This is a genomic window from Noviherbaspirillum suwonense (genome assembly GCF_900182955.1).
GTDB lineage: Bacteria > Pseudomonadota > Gammaproteobacteria > Burkholderiales > Burkholderiaceae_D > Noviherbaspirillum_A > Noviherbaspirillum_A suwonense.
Genome location: NZ_FXUL01000001.1, coordinates 421,321 through 436,345, shown reverse-complemented (window position 1 = coordinate 436,345; position 15,025 = coordinate 421,321). Strand labels below are relative to the sequence as shown.

14 protein-coding genes are annotated in these 15,025 nt (G+C 66.8%); 3 read left to right on the top strand and 11 right to left on the bottom strand.

Features of this window, described 5'->3' with window-relative positions:
* Positions 1–40 precede the first annotated feature (40 nt).
* The 4 genes from QOL82_RS02015 to QOL82_RS02000 are packed head-to-tail and all read right to left on the bottom strand — an operon-like array spanning position 41 to position 4,542.
* On the bottom strand, positions 41–2,197 hold the full coding sequence (locus QOL82_RS02015) for a xanthine dehydrogenase family protein molybdopterin-binding subunit (protein ID WP_283440543.1): 2,157 nt from the start codon (positions 2,195–2,197) through the stop codon (positions 41–43).
* Positions 2,194–2,673 carry a (2Fe-2S)-binding protein gene (locus QOL82_RS02010; RefSeq protein ID WP_283440542.1) on the bottom strand — a complete coding sequence of 160 codons (480 nt, stop codon included), beginning with the start codon at positions 2,671–2,673 and terminating at the stop codon, positions 2,194–2,196. Before QOL82_RS02010 ends, QOL82_RS02015 begins: the two co-directional genes overlap by 4 nt.
* Positions 2,670–3,653, bottom strand: a complete 984-nt coding sequence (locus QOL82_RS02005) for a tripartite tricarboxylate transporter substrate binding protein (protein ID WP_283440541.1) — start codon at positions 3,651–3,653, stop codon at positions 2,670–2,672. The genes QOL82_RS02010 and QOL82_RS02005 overlap by 4 nt, the downstream gene beginning before the upstream one ends.
* Positions 3,654–3,663: 10 nt before the next feature.
* A complete protein-coding gene (locus QOL82_RS02000; RefSeq protein WP_283440540.1) occupies positions 3,664–4,542 on the bottom strand; it encodes a fumarylacetoacetate hydrolase family protein in 879 nt (292 codons plus the stop codon).
* A 154-nt stretch (positions 4,543–4,696) separates the two neighbouring features.
* Between QOL82_RS02000 and QOL82_RS01995 the strand changes: the two genes are divergently transcribed.
* Complete coding sequence (locus tag QOL82_RS01995; protein ID WP_283440539.1) at positions 4,697–5,395, top strand: FadR/GntR family transcriptional regulator; 699 nt, start codon at positions 4,697–4,699, stop codon at positions 5,393–5,395.
* Between the two features lie 27 nt (positions 5,396–5,422).
* On the opposite strand, the gene QOL82_RS01990 is transcribed toward QOL82_RS01995, so the two are convergent.
* The 7 genes from QOL82_RS01990 to QOL82_RS01960 all read right to left on the bottom strand — a co-directional run bounded on the left by QOL82_RS01990 (position 5,423) and on the right by QOL82_RS01960 (position 12,811).
* On the bottom strand, positions 5,423–5,872 hold the full coding sequence (locus QOL82_RS01990) for a MaoC family dehydratase (RefSeq protein WP_283440538.1): 450 nt from the start codon (positions 5,870–5,872) through the stop codon (positions 5,423–5,425).
* Positions 5,869–6,672, bottom strand: coding sequence for an enoyl-CoA hydratase/isomerase family protein (locus tag QOL82_RS01985; protein WP_283440537.1), 804 nt, complete (start codon positions 6,670–6,672; stop codon positions 5,869–5,871). Before QOL82_RS01985 ends, QOL82_RS01990 begins: the two co-directional genes overlap by 4 nt.
* A 17-nt stretch (positions 6,673–6,689) precedes the next feature.
* Positions 6,690–7,937: a benzoyl-CoA 2,3-epoxidase subunit BoxA gene (boxA, locus tag QOL82_RS01980; protein WP_283440536.1), complete on the bottom strand. Its 1,248-nt coding sequence runs from the start codon at positions 7,935–7,937 to the stop codon at positions 6,690–6,692.
* A gap of 71 nt (positions 7,938–8,008) precedes the next feature.
* The gene (gene boxB / locus QOL82_RS01975; protein ID WP_283440535.1) at positions 8,009–9,436 is read right to left on the bottom strand and encodes a benzoyl-CoA 2,3-epoxidase subunit BoxB; all 1,428 of its coding nucleotides are present in this window, start codon (positions 9,434–9,436) and stop codon (positions 8,009–8,011) included.
* A 40-nt stretch (positions 9,437–9,476) separates the two neighbouring features.
* Positions 9,477–11,135, bottom strand: coding sequence for a 2,3-epoxybenzoyl-CoA dihydrolase (gene boxC / locus QOL82_RS01970; RefSeq protein ID WP_283440534.1), 1,659 nt, complete (start codon positions 11,133–11,135; stop codon positions 9,477–9,479).
* A 191-nt stretch (positions 11,136–11,326) separates the two neighbouring features.
* Positions 11,327–11,782 (bottom strand): hypothetical protein, encoded by a 456-nt coding sequence (locus QOL82_RS01965; RefSeq protein ID WP_283440533.1) that lies wholly within the window; start codon positions 11,780–11,782, stop codon positions 11,327–11,329.
* A gap of 78 nt (positions 11,783–11,860) precedes the next feature.
* On the bottom strand, positions 11,861–12,811 hold the full coding sequence (locus QOL82_RS01960) for a helix-turn-helix transcriptional regulator (RefSeq protein WP_283440803.1): 951 nt from the start codon (positions 12,809–12,811) through the stop codon (positions 11,861–11,863).
* Positions 12,812–12,948: 137 nt separating this feature from the next.
* Between QOL82_RS01960 and QOL82_RS01955 the strand changes: the two genes are divergently transcribed.
* Positions 12,949–13,419, top strand: a complete 471-nt coding sequence (locus tag QOL82_RS01955; RefSeq protein WP_283440532.1) for a DUF4863 family protein — start codon at positions 12,949–12,951, stop codon at positions 13,417–13,419.
* 40 nt (positions 13,420–13,459) lie between these two features.
* Complete coding sequence (locus QOL82_RS01950) at positions 13,460–15,025, top strand: benzoate-CoA ligase family protein (RefSeq protein WP_283440531.1); 1,566 nt, start codon at positions 13,460–13,462, stop codon at positions 15,023–15,025.

Genomic DNA, 15,025 nt, shown 5'->3' with positions numbered 1-15,025 from the left:
TTTTCTCCTTTGGTGATTCGTTATTTGCGCCGGCGCGGTGCTACGCCAGCAGCTGTTGTATGCGTTCCGCGGTGATCGGCAGCGCCCGCACCCGCAGCCCCAGCGCGCGGGCAACCGCATTGCCGATGGCCGCGGCGGTCGGGCCGACCGACGCTTCGCCCGCGCCCAGCGGCGGGCCGGCGCCGTCGAGGATGCCGACGTCGACCGCCGGCACCTCCGAGAAGCGCAGGATGGGGTAGGTGTCCCAGCTGTCGCTGGTGACGCGTTCGGCGTCGAAGCGCACCGCTTCCTTGAGCGTCCAGCTGCATGCCTGGATCGCGCCGCCCTCGATCTGGTTGCGCACGCCGTCCGGGTTGATCGCGGCGCCCACGTCGACCGAGATGGTCAGGCGCCTGACCATGATGTCGACGCCGGCTTCGATCTCGGCCACCACCGCGCACCAGGCGCCGGTGTTCTTGTAGCGCGCAAAGCCGATGCCCATGCCGCGGTCCTCGGCCAGGTGCGCGCCGGGCCAGCCGGCGCGCCGGGCCGCGTCCTCCAGCACCGCGCGGGCGCGCGGGTCGCCGCAATGGGCAAGCCGGTATTCCAGCGGGTCGCGGCCTGCGGCCTCGGCCAGTTCGTCCATGAAGCTCTCGACCGCGAACACGTTCACATGCGCGCCCAGCGCCCGCAGCGCCGACGTGCGCAGCGGCATCGACAGCAGCCGGTGGCTGGTCGCCTGCCACACGGGGAAGTCGTAGCATGGCAGCGCATTGCGCTCGGCGCCGCCGCCGGCGGCCAGCGGCGCATTCAGCGCCAGCAGCGGTGGAAACGGCTTGGCGGTATGCCAGCTGCCCAGCAGCGCCGGCGTGGCGGCGCGGCCGGGCCGGTTGCTGTGGCCGTTGCTGCGCACGCTGTGCCGCCAGGACTGCACATTGCCGAGGCTGTCCACGTCGGCCTGCAGGTCGACCACCGCGGCCGGGCCGAACGGCGCCCAGGCCAGTTCGTCGGCGCGCGACCATTGCACCCGCACCGGCTGGCCGGGCAATGCGCGGGCCAGCCACGCGGCGTCGAACGCGGCATCGTCCGCGCCGTTGTGGCCGTAGCAGCCGGCGCTCTCGACATGCCGGACCGTGATGTCCGCGGGCGCCATGCCGAAGGCCAGCGCCAGGTCGGCGCGCAGGTTGTAGATGCCCTGGCTGTGCGTCCAGACGGTGAGCCTGCCGTCGCTGAACTGCGCCAACGCGCATGACGGCGCAATCGACGCATGCGCCAGGTAAGGCCTGCTGTAACTGGCGCTGAACACGCCGGCCGGCGGCGCGGCGACGGCGTCCTGCTGCCTGGGGCTGGCCGCCACCAGGCTGGCGTCGGCGGGCTGGCGCCTGATCCAGTCGGGCAGCGTCTGCTCGTCCGGCAGCGGCGCGGCAAGCGGCGTTTCCCATGCCAGGCGCTTTGCGGCGGCGACGGCGGCGCGGTTGGCCAGGTACTGGGTGGCCGCCACTACCGCCAGCAGCGAGCCGTCGCGCACCAGCCGCGCCTGGTCCAGCGCGGCCTCGGCCGCATCCGCCGACGCCAGCCGCGCGGCCGGCGATGGCGGACGCAGCATCCGCGCATGCAGCATGCCCGGCAGCACCATGTCATGGATGAAGGCAGGCAGCCCGAAGACCTTGGCCGGCAGGTCGAGCCGCGCCGCCGGCTGGCCGACGACGCGGTAAGCGCCGGCGTCCTTGGGCGCAATGGCGCCGCTGGCCTCGCGGTCCAGAACGACCCGGCCGGCCAGCGTCCAGTAGCTTTCACGGCGGCCGTCCGCATGCAGGAAAGCGCCGTCGGCGACCTGCAGCGCGGACGGCGCGCAATGCAGCGCGGCAGCCGCCGCCTGCAGGAACAGGTGGCGCGTCTCGGCCGCGGCCCAGCGCAGCGCCGTGCCCGACTCCTGCACCGACAGGCTGCCCGAGGTCACCGCTTCGTCCGGGCTGGTGTCGGTGTTGGCGGCATGCATGCGCACCTGGTCGATGCGCAGGTCCAGTTCCTCGGCGACGATCTGCGCCAGCGCGGTCAGGATGCCCTGCCCCAGCTCGACCTTGCCCGAAAATACATCGACCTGGCCTTCGCTGGCGAAGCGCAGCCATTGGCCCAGCGTGCGGTTGCGCTGCAGGCTGCCCGGCAGCGCCGGGCCGGGGGGGACGGCGCCAGTGGCCGCCGCGTACGCCATGTTCATCGGGATTTGTTTCCAGCGGCGGCGCGCAGCACTGCGCGCACGATGCGGTTGTGGCTGCCGCAGCGGCAGAGATTGCGTTCCAGCGCGGCCCGCACCTCGGCCTCATCCGGGTCCGGGTTGCGGCGCAGCAGCGCCGCGGCCGAAATCAGCATGCCCGACGTACAGTAGCCGCATTGCGCGGCCTGCTCGTCCAGGAAAGCCTGCTGCAGCGGATGCGGCGCGCCCGGACTGCCCAGCCCTTCGACGGTGGTGATCGACTTGCCCGCCACCGCCCACAGCGGCGTTTCGCAGGACGGCATCGGATGGCCGCCGACCAGCACGAAACAGGCGCCGCACTGCCCGGCGCCGCAGCCGAAGCGCGTGCCTTTCAGGTCCAGCATGTCGCGCAGCGCATCGATCAGCGGCAGGTCGGCATCCGCGTCGATCTGCCGCGGCGTATTGTTGACCTGCAGCGCTACGGTGCCGCCGGAACTCACCGGTCGGCCTTCGCCCCGGAGACCTTGACCACGCGCGCCCACTTCGTGATGTCGTCCTGCATGAACTTCGAGAACGCGTCGGGCGCCATCTTCATCGGCGTCGTGCCCTGCTTGGCCCAGGCCCGCACCGTCTGCGGGTCGGACGCGAACTTGCCGACTTCCTCGTTGAGCCGCGCGACGATGGCCGGCGGCGTGCCCTTGGGCGCCATCAGTCCCAGCCAGATCACCGCCTCGTAGCCCGGCACGCCGGCCTCGTTCATGGTCGGCACGTTCGTCAGCACCTCGGAGCGGGTCTTGCCGGTGGTGGCAAGCGCGGTCACCTTGCCGCTGCGGATGAACTCGGCCATCGTCGGCACCGCGTCGAACATCATGTCGACCTGGCCGCCCAGCACATCGGTGCGGGCGCCGGAACTGCCCTTGTACGGGATATGCAGGATGGATATGCCGGCGCTCGCCTTGAACAGCTCGCCGGCCATGTGGTACGGCGTGCCCGGCCCGGACGACGCATAGCTCAGCGCGCCCGGCTTGGCCTTGGCCATCTTCAGCAGGTCGGCGATCGTGGCCGCGCCCAGCCCCGGCCGCGTGACCAGCACCAGGTCGGAGTAGTTGATCGGCGCGATCGGCACGAAGTCGCGCATCAGGTCGAAGGACTTCGACGTGAACAGCGACTCGTTGACCGTGTGCGTGTTGGACATCAGCAGCAATGTATAGCCATCCGGCGCGCTCTTGGCCACCGCCTCGGTGCCGATCAGCGAGCCGGCGCCGGGCCGGTTCTCGACGATGAAGGTCTGCTTCATCACCTCCTGCAGATGCACCGCGACCGCGCGGCCATAGACGTCGGCCGACCCGCCGGGCGCGAACGGCACGATGATCTTGACCGGCTTGGTCGGATACTCCTGCGCGGACGCCGAAGTGGCGCCCAGCGCGGCGGCGGCGAGCAGGGTGAAGGCGGCAACGCGCGCCAGCGGATGGCTGTTCATCGCTGTCCCCTTACTTGACGCGGTTGGTGAGCGTGCCCAGATTGCCGATGGTGATTTTCATTTCATCGCCGGACTTCATGAAGCGCGGCGGCTTGAAGCCGATGCCCACGCCCGCCGGCGTGCCGGTGGCGATCACGTCGCCGGCGCACAGCGTCATGCCGGCCGACAGGGTTTCGATCACGGTCGGCACGTCGAAGATCAGGTCGCTGGTGTTGGCGTTCTGGCGCAGTTCGCCATTGATCCAGCACTGCACGGTCAGGTTGCCGACATCGACCTCGTCGGCGGTGACGATGAACGGGCCCATCGGGCAGTAGGTGTCGAGCGATTTGCCGATGAACCACTGGCGGTGCTTCTGCTGCAGGTCGCGCGCGGTGACGTCGTTGATGATGGTGTAGCCCCAGACGTGGTTCAGCGCCTCGGCCTTGCTGATGCCGCGAGCGGTGCGGCCGATGATGACGCCAAGCTCGGCTTCATAATCCATCTGCTGCGTCACTTCCGGGAAGGCCAGCACGTCGTCGCCGTTGCCGACCACGGTGCTGGCCGGCTTGGTGAACACGACCGGCGCCGGCGGCGCATCCTCGCCCTTGCCGGCCGACATGTCGAAGCCGGACCGGCCGAATTCCTTCGCATGCTCGTGGTAGTTCTTGCCGACGCAGAAGATGTTGCGGCGTGGCTGGGGAATCGGCGCGCAGATGCGCACGCCGGCGAGCGGCTGCAGGCCGTCGGTCGGCATGGTCACGCCTTCCATGGTCGGCTGGCGCTCGATCAGCGCATGCATGTCGCCGTCGAATCCGGGGAACAGCCGGCTTGCTTCGCAATACTGGGTGCCGTCCGCGCTGACTGCTGCGACGAACTGGCGGCCGTTTACTTCGAGAGTGGCAAAACGCATGTGATCTCCAGATTGGTTGTAATTGGTTTCATTAGTAGACCAATTTATCAGTGTGGGTGTACGATTGTCAACCAGTTGTGCGTTGATAGTTCTTCTGTAATCATGTTAACGGACGTCCCGACATGTGCTTGCCTTCACTGACACTGCTACCGCCTTGAGCACCGATACCGCCTTCCAGTTACGCGAAATGCTGCTTGCCGACCTGCGCAACGGACGCTGGCGGCCGGGCGAACGCCTGCCGGCGGAGCGCCAGATGATGGAGGCGTTCAAGGTCGGACGTTCGACCGTGCGCCGCGCGCTGACGCAGATGAAGGGCATGGGCCTGATCACCCAGGCCGTGGGCAGCGGCACCTATGTCGCGCCGGACGCCCTGGCGCGGCTGCCGCAGCCGGCGTTTCCCGCGCGGCCCGCGCCGGGCACCGCGACCAGCCCGGCCGAACTGATGGAAGCCCGCATCGCCTTCGAACCGGCTCTGGTCGACATGGTGATACGCAATGCCAACGGCGCCGACTTCGCGACGATGGACCACTGCCTGCGCAATGCGGAAAACGCAGCCGGGTTCGAGCAGTTCGAGCATTGGGATGGCGCACTGCACCGCAGCCTGGCCGAAGCCACGCATAACAGCATCGTGCTGACCGTCTTCAACCTGATGAGCGAGGAAAGGGAGCGCGCCGAGTGGGGCCAGCTGAAGCGGCAGAGCCTGACCCCGGAACGGCGCCTGGCCTACCAGCAGGAGCACAGGGCGCTGGTCGATGCGCTGCGCCAGCGCGATGCGGCGCTGGCCCGCAAGGCCATCCATGCGCATCTGCAGCATGTGCAGCGCAACCTGTTCGACCCGGGGTCAATTGAATAAGGCCTCCCCGGCTAGGAGACCGCCCGGCTAGGAACGTCCTTCCTCGCCCAGCCTGAACATGCTGGTCGCTTCCAGGTCGAGCACCACCGCCCCGCCCTGCCGCTTCATCATCCACTGCCAGCGCACGATGCCCAGCGATGGACGGCTGTCGGACACGCGCTGCTCCAGCACCTCGAGTTCCAGCGTCAGGCTGTCGCCGGGGCGCACCGGGTTGGGCCAGCGCACATAAGCCAGGCCGGGCGACGCGAACGATTCGGAATCCGCCAGCACCTCGCTGGCGATCAGCGACATCGCCATCGCGCAGGTGTGCCAGCCGCTGGCGATCAGGCCCTGGAACGGGCCGTCGGCGGCCCGCTCGGGATCGGTATGGAACCACTGGCTGTCGTACTTGCCCGCGAAGGCGAGCACCTCGCCTTCATCGACCGCCAGCGGCCCGAGACTGATGCGGCGGCCGGCGGTCAGTTCGGCGAATTTCATTGGCCGCGGCCGAACTGCGGCGCGCGTTTTTCCCGTATCGCGGCCAGCCCCTCGCGCGCGTCGGCCTCGCCGAAACCCATGATTTCCGCATTCAGCGACGCCTCGAACGCCGGCCATGCCGCATGCAGCCACAGGTTGAGCGAGCGCTTGGTATGCGCGAGCGCCGCGGCGCTGCCGGCGGCAAGGCGCTGCGCGATGTCCAGCGCGGCCTGCTGCAGCCGGTCTGCCTCCACCGCCTGGCTGACCAGGCCGATGCGTTCGGCTTCCTCGCCGCTCAGCGGTTCGCACAGCATCAGGTAGTACTTGGCCTTGGCCATGCCGCACAGCAGCGGCCAGATCACCGCCGCATGGTCGCCGGCGGCCACGCCCAGCTTGGCATGGCCGTCGATCAGCTTCGCATTCTTCGCAGCGATGGAGATGTCCGCCAGCAGCGCCACCGCCAGCCCGGCGCCGACTGCCGCGCCATGGATGGCCGAAACGATGGGCTTGCCGCAGGCCAGCATGCCGGCCACCAGCTCGCGCGCCTCGTGCAGCACCCGCCGCCGCGCGGTCTCGGACTGCAGCATCTCCTCGACCATGTCGAGCGCGCCGCCGGCGCAGAAGGCCTTGCCCTCGCTGCGCACCAGCACCACGCGCACGTCGGCGCGGGCGTCGAGGTCGCGCCAGATCGACGCGATCGCCGCATGGCCGCGGGCGTCCGTCACCGGCATGCCGCCGGCCGGCCCGAAGATCAGGTGCGCGATGCCGCCTTCATCGATTTCGACGCGGAAGTTGTCGGTGTCTACGGGGAGTGTCGTCATCGTGGAATTTTTGTCTTTCAATAGGTTTCGACATGGAAGCGGCCGTCCCGCACCATCTTCGCATGCAGCGCGGGCCAGTCGACGCCGGCCGCCGCGCAGGTGTCGCGCAGCGCGTCCATCACGCCGGCCTCCATGCCCTTGAGGCCGCAGATATAGACATAGCTGTCGCTGTTGAGCAGTTCGATGACGGCCGGCCCGGCTTCGCGCAGCTTGTCCTGCACATAGGCGCGCGGCTGGCCGGGCTGGCGCGAGAACGCCAGGTGCATGTCGATGAAGGCCGGCGGCAGCTTCAGCAGCGGGCCGAAGTACGGCAGCTCTTCGGGCGTACGCGAGCCGAAGAACAGCATCAGCTTGCCGGGCAGCGGTTCGCCCTTCGCGAACATGCGACGGCGATGCTCGGTCATGGCCCGCATCGGCGCCGAGCCGGTGCCGGTGCAGATCATCAGGATGTTGGAGCCGGCATGGTTGGGCATCAGGTAGCTGGCGCCGAACGGGCCTGTCACCTGCACCGTGTCGCCCTTCTGCAGGTCGCATAGGTAGTTCGAGCCTATCCCGCGCACCGGCCGGCCCTCATGGTCGGACACCACGCGCTTGACCGTCAGCGACAGGTTGTTATATCCCTCGCGTTCGCCGTTGCGCGGGCTGGCCACCGAGTACATGCGGATGTAATGGGGCTTGCCATTTTCATCCACGCCGGGCGGGATGATGCCGATTGACTGGCCTTCCAGGATCGGAAAGAACTGGGTGCCGAAGTCCAGCACGATATGGTGGATGTCGCTCTCGGTGTCGACCGCGGTCAGCCGGTAGTTGCCGGCGACGGTGGCCGTCAACGGGTTCCTGTTCAGGTACAGGTTGACATACGGATGCGCGGCCGACCACGGCGCGATGGTCGAACTGGGCGACAGCGCGGCATTGACCTGCATGCCTTCGACCGGCGTTTCCTCGGCCGCGGCCGCGACGGCGGCCTCGACCAGGCTGTCGTCCGGCACGTCCTGCTGCGCCGGCAGCTCGTCCCAGCTGAACTGCTCTTCCAGGCTGTAGGCAGCGGCCTTGGGCAGGGTCCGCCAGTGGTCGATCGAGCCGGTCGGGCATGGCGAAATGCAGGCATTGCAGCCATTGCAGATCGCCGGGTCCACCACGTAGTTGCGGCCGTCGTGCGTGATGGCGTCGATCGGGCAGGTTTCCTCGCAGGTGTTGCAGCGTATGCAGACCTCGGGATCGATCAGGTGCTGTCGGATCAGCACGATCTGTTCAGGAGCGTTCATGGCGTGGTGCTTCCGTTTGTTGTGCTGGCAGCCCGGCCGGGTGGAGCGGCCGGGCTGCGTTCGGGCAGGGCCTAGTTGAACCGGACGTATTCGAAGTCGACCGGCTGGCGGTTGATGCCGACCGGCGGCGGCGCGATCCAGTTGGCCATCTTGCCCGGCTCGACCACGCGGCCCATCAGCGAGGCGACATACGCGCGGTCTTCCTCGCTCGGCAGCCAGTTGCGCACGTTCGCCGCCCATTCGGCTTCCGAGATCACGCGCCCGTCCGGCGACACCTTTTGCCCGGCGAACGTGCCGATATGGCGGTTGAACGCCTTGTGCGGCGTGACCAGGCGGAACGCCAGTCCGGCCTTTTCCAGCACCCGGTTCCAGCGCGCGACGCCGGCCACCGAGTCGCGGATGTAGTCGTCGCGCAGCACTTCATTGAGCGCATTGAGCATCGGCACTTCGCGCTCGACCAGCTGGCCGTTGGCAATGTCCAGGATCTTGTACTGGCCGCCCTTCAGCAGGTGGTCGTCGTCGCGCTTGGTCTCTTCATAGCGGCCCTTGAGGCCCGTGGTGTAGAAGGTCGCCGCATTCGACGACTGGTCCGCGCCGAACAGGTCGATGGTCACGCTGAAGTGGAAATTCAGGTAGCGCTGTATGGTCGGCAGGTCGATCACGCCGTGGCGGCGCACTTCTTCCGGGTCCTCGATGCCATGCTGCTTCATCACGGCGGCCGTGCGGGCCAGCACGCGCGAGATGCCCGACTCGCCGACGAACATGTGGTGCGCCTCCTCGGTCAGCATGAAGCGGCAGGTGCGCGACAGCGGGTCGAAGCCGGACTCAGACAAGGCGTTCAGCTGGAACTTGCCGTCGCGGTCGGTAAAGTAGGTGAACATGTAGAAGGCCAGCCAGTCCGGCGTCTCTTCATTGAACGCTTCGAGGATGCGCGGGTTGTCCTGCGAACCCGAATTACGCTGCAGCAGCGCCTCGGCTTCCTCGCGGCCGTCGCGGCCGAAATGCTTGTGCAGCAGGTAGACCATCGCCCACAGGTGGCGGCCCTCTTCCACGTTGATCTGGAACAGGTTGCGCAGGTCATAGTTCGACGGCGCGGTCAGGCCCAGGTGGCGCTGCTGCTCGACCGATGCCGGCTCGGTGTCGCCTTGCGTGACGATCATGCGGCGCAGGTTGGCGCGGTGTTCGCCGGGCACGTCCTGCCAGGCAGCCTCGCCCTTGTGCTCGCCGAAATTGACCTTGCGGTTCTCGTCCTTCTGCGCGAGGAAGATGCCCCAGCGGTAGTCCGGCATCTTCACGTAGTCGAAGTTGGCCCAGCCTTCCGGCGTGACATTGATCGCGGTGCGCAGGTAGACGTCGAAACCATTCGAGCCGTCCGGCCCCATGTCGCGCCACCACTGCAGGTAGTTCGGCTGCCAGTGCTCCAGCGCGCGCTGCAGGGTGCGGTCTTCCGACAGGTTGACGTTGTTCGGAATCTTTTCGCTGTAGTCGATTGTGCTCACGGTATTTTCCTTGTCTGTACGTTGTAGTCGTCGAAGCTGCTTACACGCGGTTCATGTCGAACTGGGATTTGTTGCCGCTGCCGTAGACCTTCAGCGCGCCGAATTCGCCCACCGCGTTCGGGCGGATGAAGATCCAGTTCTGCCACGCGGTGAGGCGGCCAAAGATCCGGGTCTCCATGGTCTCGGGACCGTTGAAGCGCAGGTTGGCTTCCAGGCCCGTCAGCGCGTCCGGCGACATGCTGGCGCGCTCCTCAATCGCCATGCGGGTCTCGTCGGCCCAGTCGATGTCGTCCGGGTTGAAGGTGACGAGGCCGAGGTCCATCGCCTGGTCGGCGTCGAGCTGCTGGCCCAGCGTCTCGCGCACCTTCGCGATCGTGCCCTCGTCATCGTAGAAGCGGCGCTGCAGCCGCGACTGGCGGGTGACCATGGGCAGCAGGCCGAAATTCATTTCCGACACCGCGATCTTCGGCGCGGTCTCCGGGCTGTCGGGCAGCGCCAGCATGTAGATGCGGTCGGCCGCCAGCGCGACTTCGAGCAGCGTGCCGGCAAAGCAGGAGCCTTCCTCGACCAGCGCAAACAGCGAGCGCGCGGACACGTCCAGCCGGGCGAAGGTGCGGCGCAGCAGGCCGATGGTCTGGCGCACCAGCCAGTGCGACTGGTTGGCCAGCAGCGCCGCATCCGCGTCCAGCACGGCCTGCACGTCGCCTTCGGTCTTCAGGAGCCAGGTGCCGATGTCGAGTTCATTGGTGCGCATGTGCAGGATCGCATTGTCGAGTTCGCGCGCCATCTGCAGCGGCCACCATTGCGCGCCGGCTTCCTCGATCGCCGCGACGGTCGTCGGCTGCGGGCCTTGCGGGCCGCGCACGGTCAGCACCGCGTTGCGGGCATTGCGGTCGATCGCGATCCCGACATACCGGTACTCGATGCCATCGGGACTGACCGTCTTGTCCAGCGGCGCCAGCGTCACGCCGCGCCCTTCCGCGGGCCGGTCGCTCAGCGCGGCCAGTTCCTGCGCGCGCTTCTGCACCGTTTCCTTGAACACCGCCGGCTTGGCGATCGCATCGACCAGTTTCCAGTCGACCGCGCGCTGGCCGCGCACGCCTTCGGACGTGGTGCAAAAAATATCGGCGAGGTCGTGGCGGACGCGGCGCTTGTCGGTCAGCCGGGTCAGGCCGCCGGTGCCGGGCAGCACGCCCAGCAGCGGCACTTCCGGCAGGCTGACGGACGAAGAACGGTCGTCGACGAGGATGATTTCATCGCAGGCCGCCGCCAGCTCGTAGCCGCCGCCGGCGCAGGCGCCATTGACCGCGGCGATGAATTTCAGGCCCTCGTTGCGACTGGAATCTTCCAGGCCGTTGCGGGTTTCATTCGTGAATTTGCAGAAGTTGACTTTCCATGCGTGGGACGACTTGCCCAGCATGAAGATGTTGGCGCCCGAGCAGAAGATCCGGTCGCGGCTGCTGGTGATGACGACGGTGCGCACTTCCGGGTGCTCGAAGCGGATGCGCTGCACCGCGTCGTTGAGTTCGATGTCCACGCCCAGGTCATAGGAATTGAGCTTCAGCTTGTAGCCGTCGCGCAGGCCGCCGTCTTCATTGACATTCATGGTCAGCGTGGCGATCGGGCCGTCGCAGGACAGCGTCCAATGCTTGTATTGCGCGGGGGAAGTTTCGTAGTCGACCTGCGGCGTTGTGCTCATGGCGTCATCCTTTGAAGCAATATGGTGCATTAACGAGGGTGTGAAAGCACTATATTGCATCTTATTGGATGCGTCAAGAATTGAATTGCATTTCGATTCGGAATTGCTTTGATAGGTGAGTTCCGGGAAACACCGGACGAAGCCAGGTGTTTCCCGGATGCTGGCGGAATCAGGATTTCAGTGGCGGATGCCTAGTTGATCGGCGCCGAGTTGCGCGCCGCGGGCTTCGGGAACACGTCCGCCACGACGGAAAGGGGAACGCCATTCTTCCTGTATTCGGACTTGAACCCGGCCGTCATCAGCGCATTGCTGCTTTTCGAAAGGGCGGATGAGAGACCGCTACGGGGATCTTCATCCTTGCTGGCCCGGTACTGCAGGCGGGTTTGCAAGACCTTGGCGGCCAGCGCATGTTCGTGCTCGCCATTGAATAAATTCCTGAACCACTTGATCGGGCTTTCCTTGCCTGATCGCACGAATAACTTCGTGACTGTCGAGATGCTTCCGTCCTTGTTCCGGTACGTTTTCTCGACGGCCCGCAGATGCGATTTTCCGCCGGATTTGTCCAGGGCTACCGCTGACTCGAGAAATTCGATGATCGTTTTTCTACTCGTCTCGGCATCGATTTGAAGCTTGCAATGGGTGAACATGGCATGAAACCTTTCTAGGGCTGCGTTGCACGGGTTGCAACGGCCGTTTTTCGTACCCCCATCCTGCCAGTCCGTTCCCTACCCCCCGTTCCGCGCGCCCGCCAGCGCCTTGCCGCGCAATTGCTCGGTCAGGCCGATGAATGCCGCTTCCTGCGCGATGTCGCTGGTATCGAATGTCAGGTCCGCCTTCGAATAAAACTGCGCGCGGCTGTCGAGGATGTTCCGCAGGTCGTCCATCGCCTCGCGGTTGCCCGACATCGGGCGCTTGTCGCCCTGCGCCAGCACCCGCTCCATGTGCTCTTCCGGGCTGGCCTTGAGCCATACCGTGTAGCAGTGCGACAGCAGCAGGTTGAAGGTGGCCGGGTCGGACACGATGCCGCCCGGCGTGGCGATCACGGCGCTGGGAAAGCGGCGGATCGCGTCTTCCAGCGCCCGGTATTCGTAGCGTCGATATGCGGTCGCGCCATACAGCGCATGGATCTCGGCGATGCTGCAGCCGGCCAGGGTTTCGATCTGCCGGTTCAATTCGATGAAGGGCACCATCCAGGTATCGGCCAGCATCTGGCCCAGCGTCGACTTGCCGGCGCCGCGCAGGCCGACCAGCGCCACCCGCTGGCGGCGCGCGCTTTCGCTGGTGGGTGTCTCGAACAGGTCGGACATCGCCGCGCGCGCCTTGGCCAGCTCGGTTTCGGAGCGGCCGCGCAGGATCTCGCGGATCATCAGCCATTCCGGCGACGACGCGGTTTCGTCGCCGATCATCTCGGCCAGCGTGCAGTTGAGCACCAGCGTCAATTGCCGCAGGAACTGGATGGATGCATTGCCGACGCCGGATTCGACATTGGCAAGGTGGCGTTCGGACACGTCGGCCAGCCGCGCCAGCGCCTTGCGGGTCATGCCGCGCCGGGCGCGCAGCATCTTCAGGCGCTCGCCCAGCGTGATCAGGAAAGGGTCTTTAATAGGATCGGAAAGGTCCGTCATGTTTTTACCCGTGGTTGCCGGATGCCGTGCATCCCGCCATGATAGTGCGATGAATTATAGTATGACTTTCGGTCTTGACCATTGCAAGATAGTGCATGTACACTCGATTCACGATGCAATATAAATTGCATTCAACATAAAAATAAAGGCACTCACTATAAGCGAAGTGCTGCACGAGGAGACCGCATATGGACGTCAACGAGTTCCAAACGCTTGTCGCCCGGCTGACCGGCGAGATTGCCGGAACGCCGCTCGATACCAGGCTGGAAGCCCGCCTGAATGCCGATTTCGGCCCCGGCAGCGACCTCTACGACGCGCTGCTGGCGGCCTGCCGGACCGGCGTCGCCGAGGGCTGGCTCTGCAGCCGCGAAGGCGGCGGCATCCGCTACGGGCGCGTGCTGAAGGCAAGCGATGCGACCCACGGCTTTTCGGTCGACGTGGTCGACATGAACGACCTTGCCGGACCGCACCATAGCCATCCGAACGGCGAAATCGACCTCATCATGCCGCTGACGCCCGGCGCGCAATTCGACGGCCATCCGGCCGGGTGGTGCGTCTATGAACCGGGCAGCGCCCACCATCCCACGGTGAGCCAGGGCCGCGCGCTGGTGCTCTACCTGCTGCCCCAGGGCGCCATTCACTTCACGCCCGCCGCCTGAGGCGGACTGCTCCCATCTGCAAGGAAGCCGAGGAAACATCATGCACCAGACCATTTCCAGCCCGCCCGAGCGCTTCAACTTCGCCCGGCACCTGCTCGACGCCAACCGGGCGCGCGCCGCCAAGCCGGCCTACATCGACGACACCGAAACCCTGACCTACGGCGAACTCGACCTGCGCATACGACGCTGCGCCGCCGGCCTGCTCGCGCTCGGCCTGCGGCCCGAGGAACGGGTGCTGGTCGTCATGCAGGACACGGTCGACATGCCCGTCGCGCTGCTCGGCGCGATGTATGCCGGCATCGTGCCGGTGCCGGTCAATACGCTGCTTCCGGCCGACGACTATGCCTACATGCTGGCCCACTGCGGCGCTCGCGTGGTGCTGGTGTCGGCCGCCCTGCTGCCCGCGGTGCAGCAGGCGATCGCCAGGTCCGGCAAGTCGCCCCGGCTGGTGGTGTCGGGCGACATCGACGCGCTGCCGGAAAACGCGACCCGCTTCGCCGCCCTGCTGGACACGCCGCCCTTGGCCGCGGACGGCCATGCAGACACCCATGGCGACGACTTCGCGTTCTGGCTGTATTCATCCGGCTCGACCGGCCGCCCCAAGGGCACCGTGCATTCCCATGCGAACCTGTACTGGACCGCCGAGCTGTACGGCAAGCCGGTGCTGGGCGTGCGCGAGGACGACGTGGTGTTTTCAGCGGCCAAGCTGTTCTTCGCGTACGGCCTGGGCAACGGGCTGACCTTCCCGCTGTCGGTCGGCGCGACCACCGTGCTGATGGCCGAGCGGCCGACGCCGCAGGCGGTCTTCAAGCGCCTGGTCGCGCACCGGCCCACGGTGTTTGCCGGCGTGCCCACGCTGTATGTCGGCATGCTGGCCTCGCCGGACCTGCCGGCGCGAGAGCAGACCGCGCTGCGCATCTGCGCCTCGGCCGGCGAGATGCTGCCGCGCGAGGTCGGCGAGCGTTTCCGCGAGCACTTCGGCGCCGACATCCTCGACGGGCTGGGCTCGACCGAAATGCTGCACATCTTCCTGTCCAACCGCAGCGGCGACGTGCGCTATGGCGTGACCGGCAAGCCGGTGCCGGGCTACGACATCGAGTTGCGCGACGACCAGGGCCGACCGGTCGGCGTCGGCGAAGTCGGCGACCTGTACATCCGCGGCCCGAGCGCGGCGCTTATGTACTGGACCAACCGCGACAAGAGCCGCGCCACTTTCCAGGGCGACTGGGTCAAGAGCGGCGACAAGTATGTGATGGACGCCGAAGGCTATTACACCTATGCCGGCCGCAGCGACGACATGCTGAAGGTCAGCGGCCAGTACGTGTCGCCGATCGAGGTGGAGTCGGCGCTGATCGCGCACCCGGCGGTGCTGGAGTGCGCGGTCGTGGGCCGGGCCGACGAACAGGGACTGACCAAGACCATTGCCTACGTCGTGCCGCGCAGCGGCCAGGCCGCCGGGGAGGCGCTGTGCGCCGACCTGAAAGCGTTCGTGAAGACAAGGCTGGCGCCGCACAAGTATCCGCGGGACATCGTGTTCGTCGAGGACTTGCCCAAGACCGCCACCGGCAAGATACAGCGCTTCAAGCTGCGCGCGCTGGAGGGCTGA

Bases quoted from the DNA above. Each gene is read 5' to 3' on its own strand.
- QOL82_RS02015 (WP_283440543.1), bottom strand. From the start codon at position 2,197: ATGAACATGGCGTACGCGGCGGCCACTGGCGCCGTCCCCCCCGGCCCG.
- QOL82_RS02005 (WP_283440541.1), bottom strand. From the start codon at position 3,653: ATGAACAGCCATCCGCTGGCGCGCGTTGCCGCCTTCACCCTGCTCGCC.
- QOL82_RS02000 (WP_283440540.1), bottom strand. From the start codon at position 4,542: ATGCGTTTTGCCACTCTCGAAGTAAACGGCCGCCAGTTCGTCGCAGCA.
- QOL82_RS01990 (WP_283440538.1), bottom strand. From the start codon at position 5,872: ATGAAATTCGCCGAACTGACCGCCGGCCGCCGCATCAGTCTCGGGCCG.
- QOL82_RS01985 (WP_283440537.1), bottom strand. From the start codon at position 6,672: ATGACGACACTCCCCGTAGACACCGACAACTTCCGCGTCGAAATCGAT.
- boxA (WP_283440536.1), bottom strand. From the start codon at position 7,937: ATGAACGCTCCTGAACAGATCGTGCTGATCCGACAGCACCTGATCGAT.
- boxC (WP_283440534.1), bottom strand. From the start codon at position 11,135: ATGAGCACAACGCCGCAGGTCGACTACGAAACTTCCCCCGCGCAATAC.
- QOL82_RS01965 (WP_283440533.1), bottom strand. From the start codon at position 11,782: ATGTTCACCCATTGCAAGCTTCAAATCGATGCCGAGACGAGTAGAAAA.
- QOL82_RS01955 (WP_283440532.1), top strand. From the start codon at position 12,949: ATGGACGTCAACGAGTTCCAAACGCTTGTCGCCCGGCTGACCGGCGAG.
- QOL82_RS01950 (WP_283440531.1), top strand. From the start codon at position 13,460: ATGCACCAGACCATTTCCAGCCCGCCCGAGCGCTTCAACTTCGCCCGG.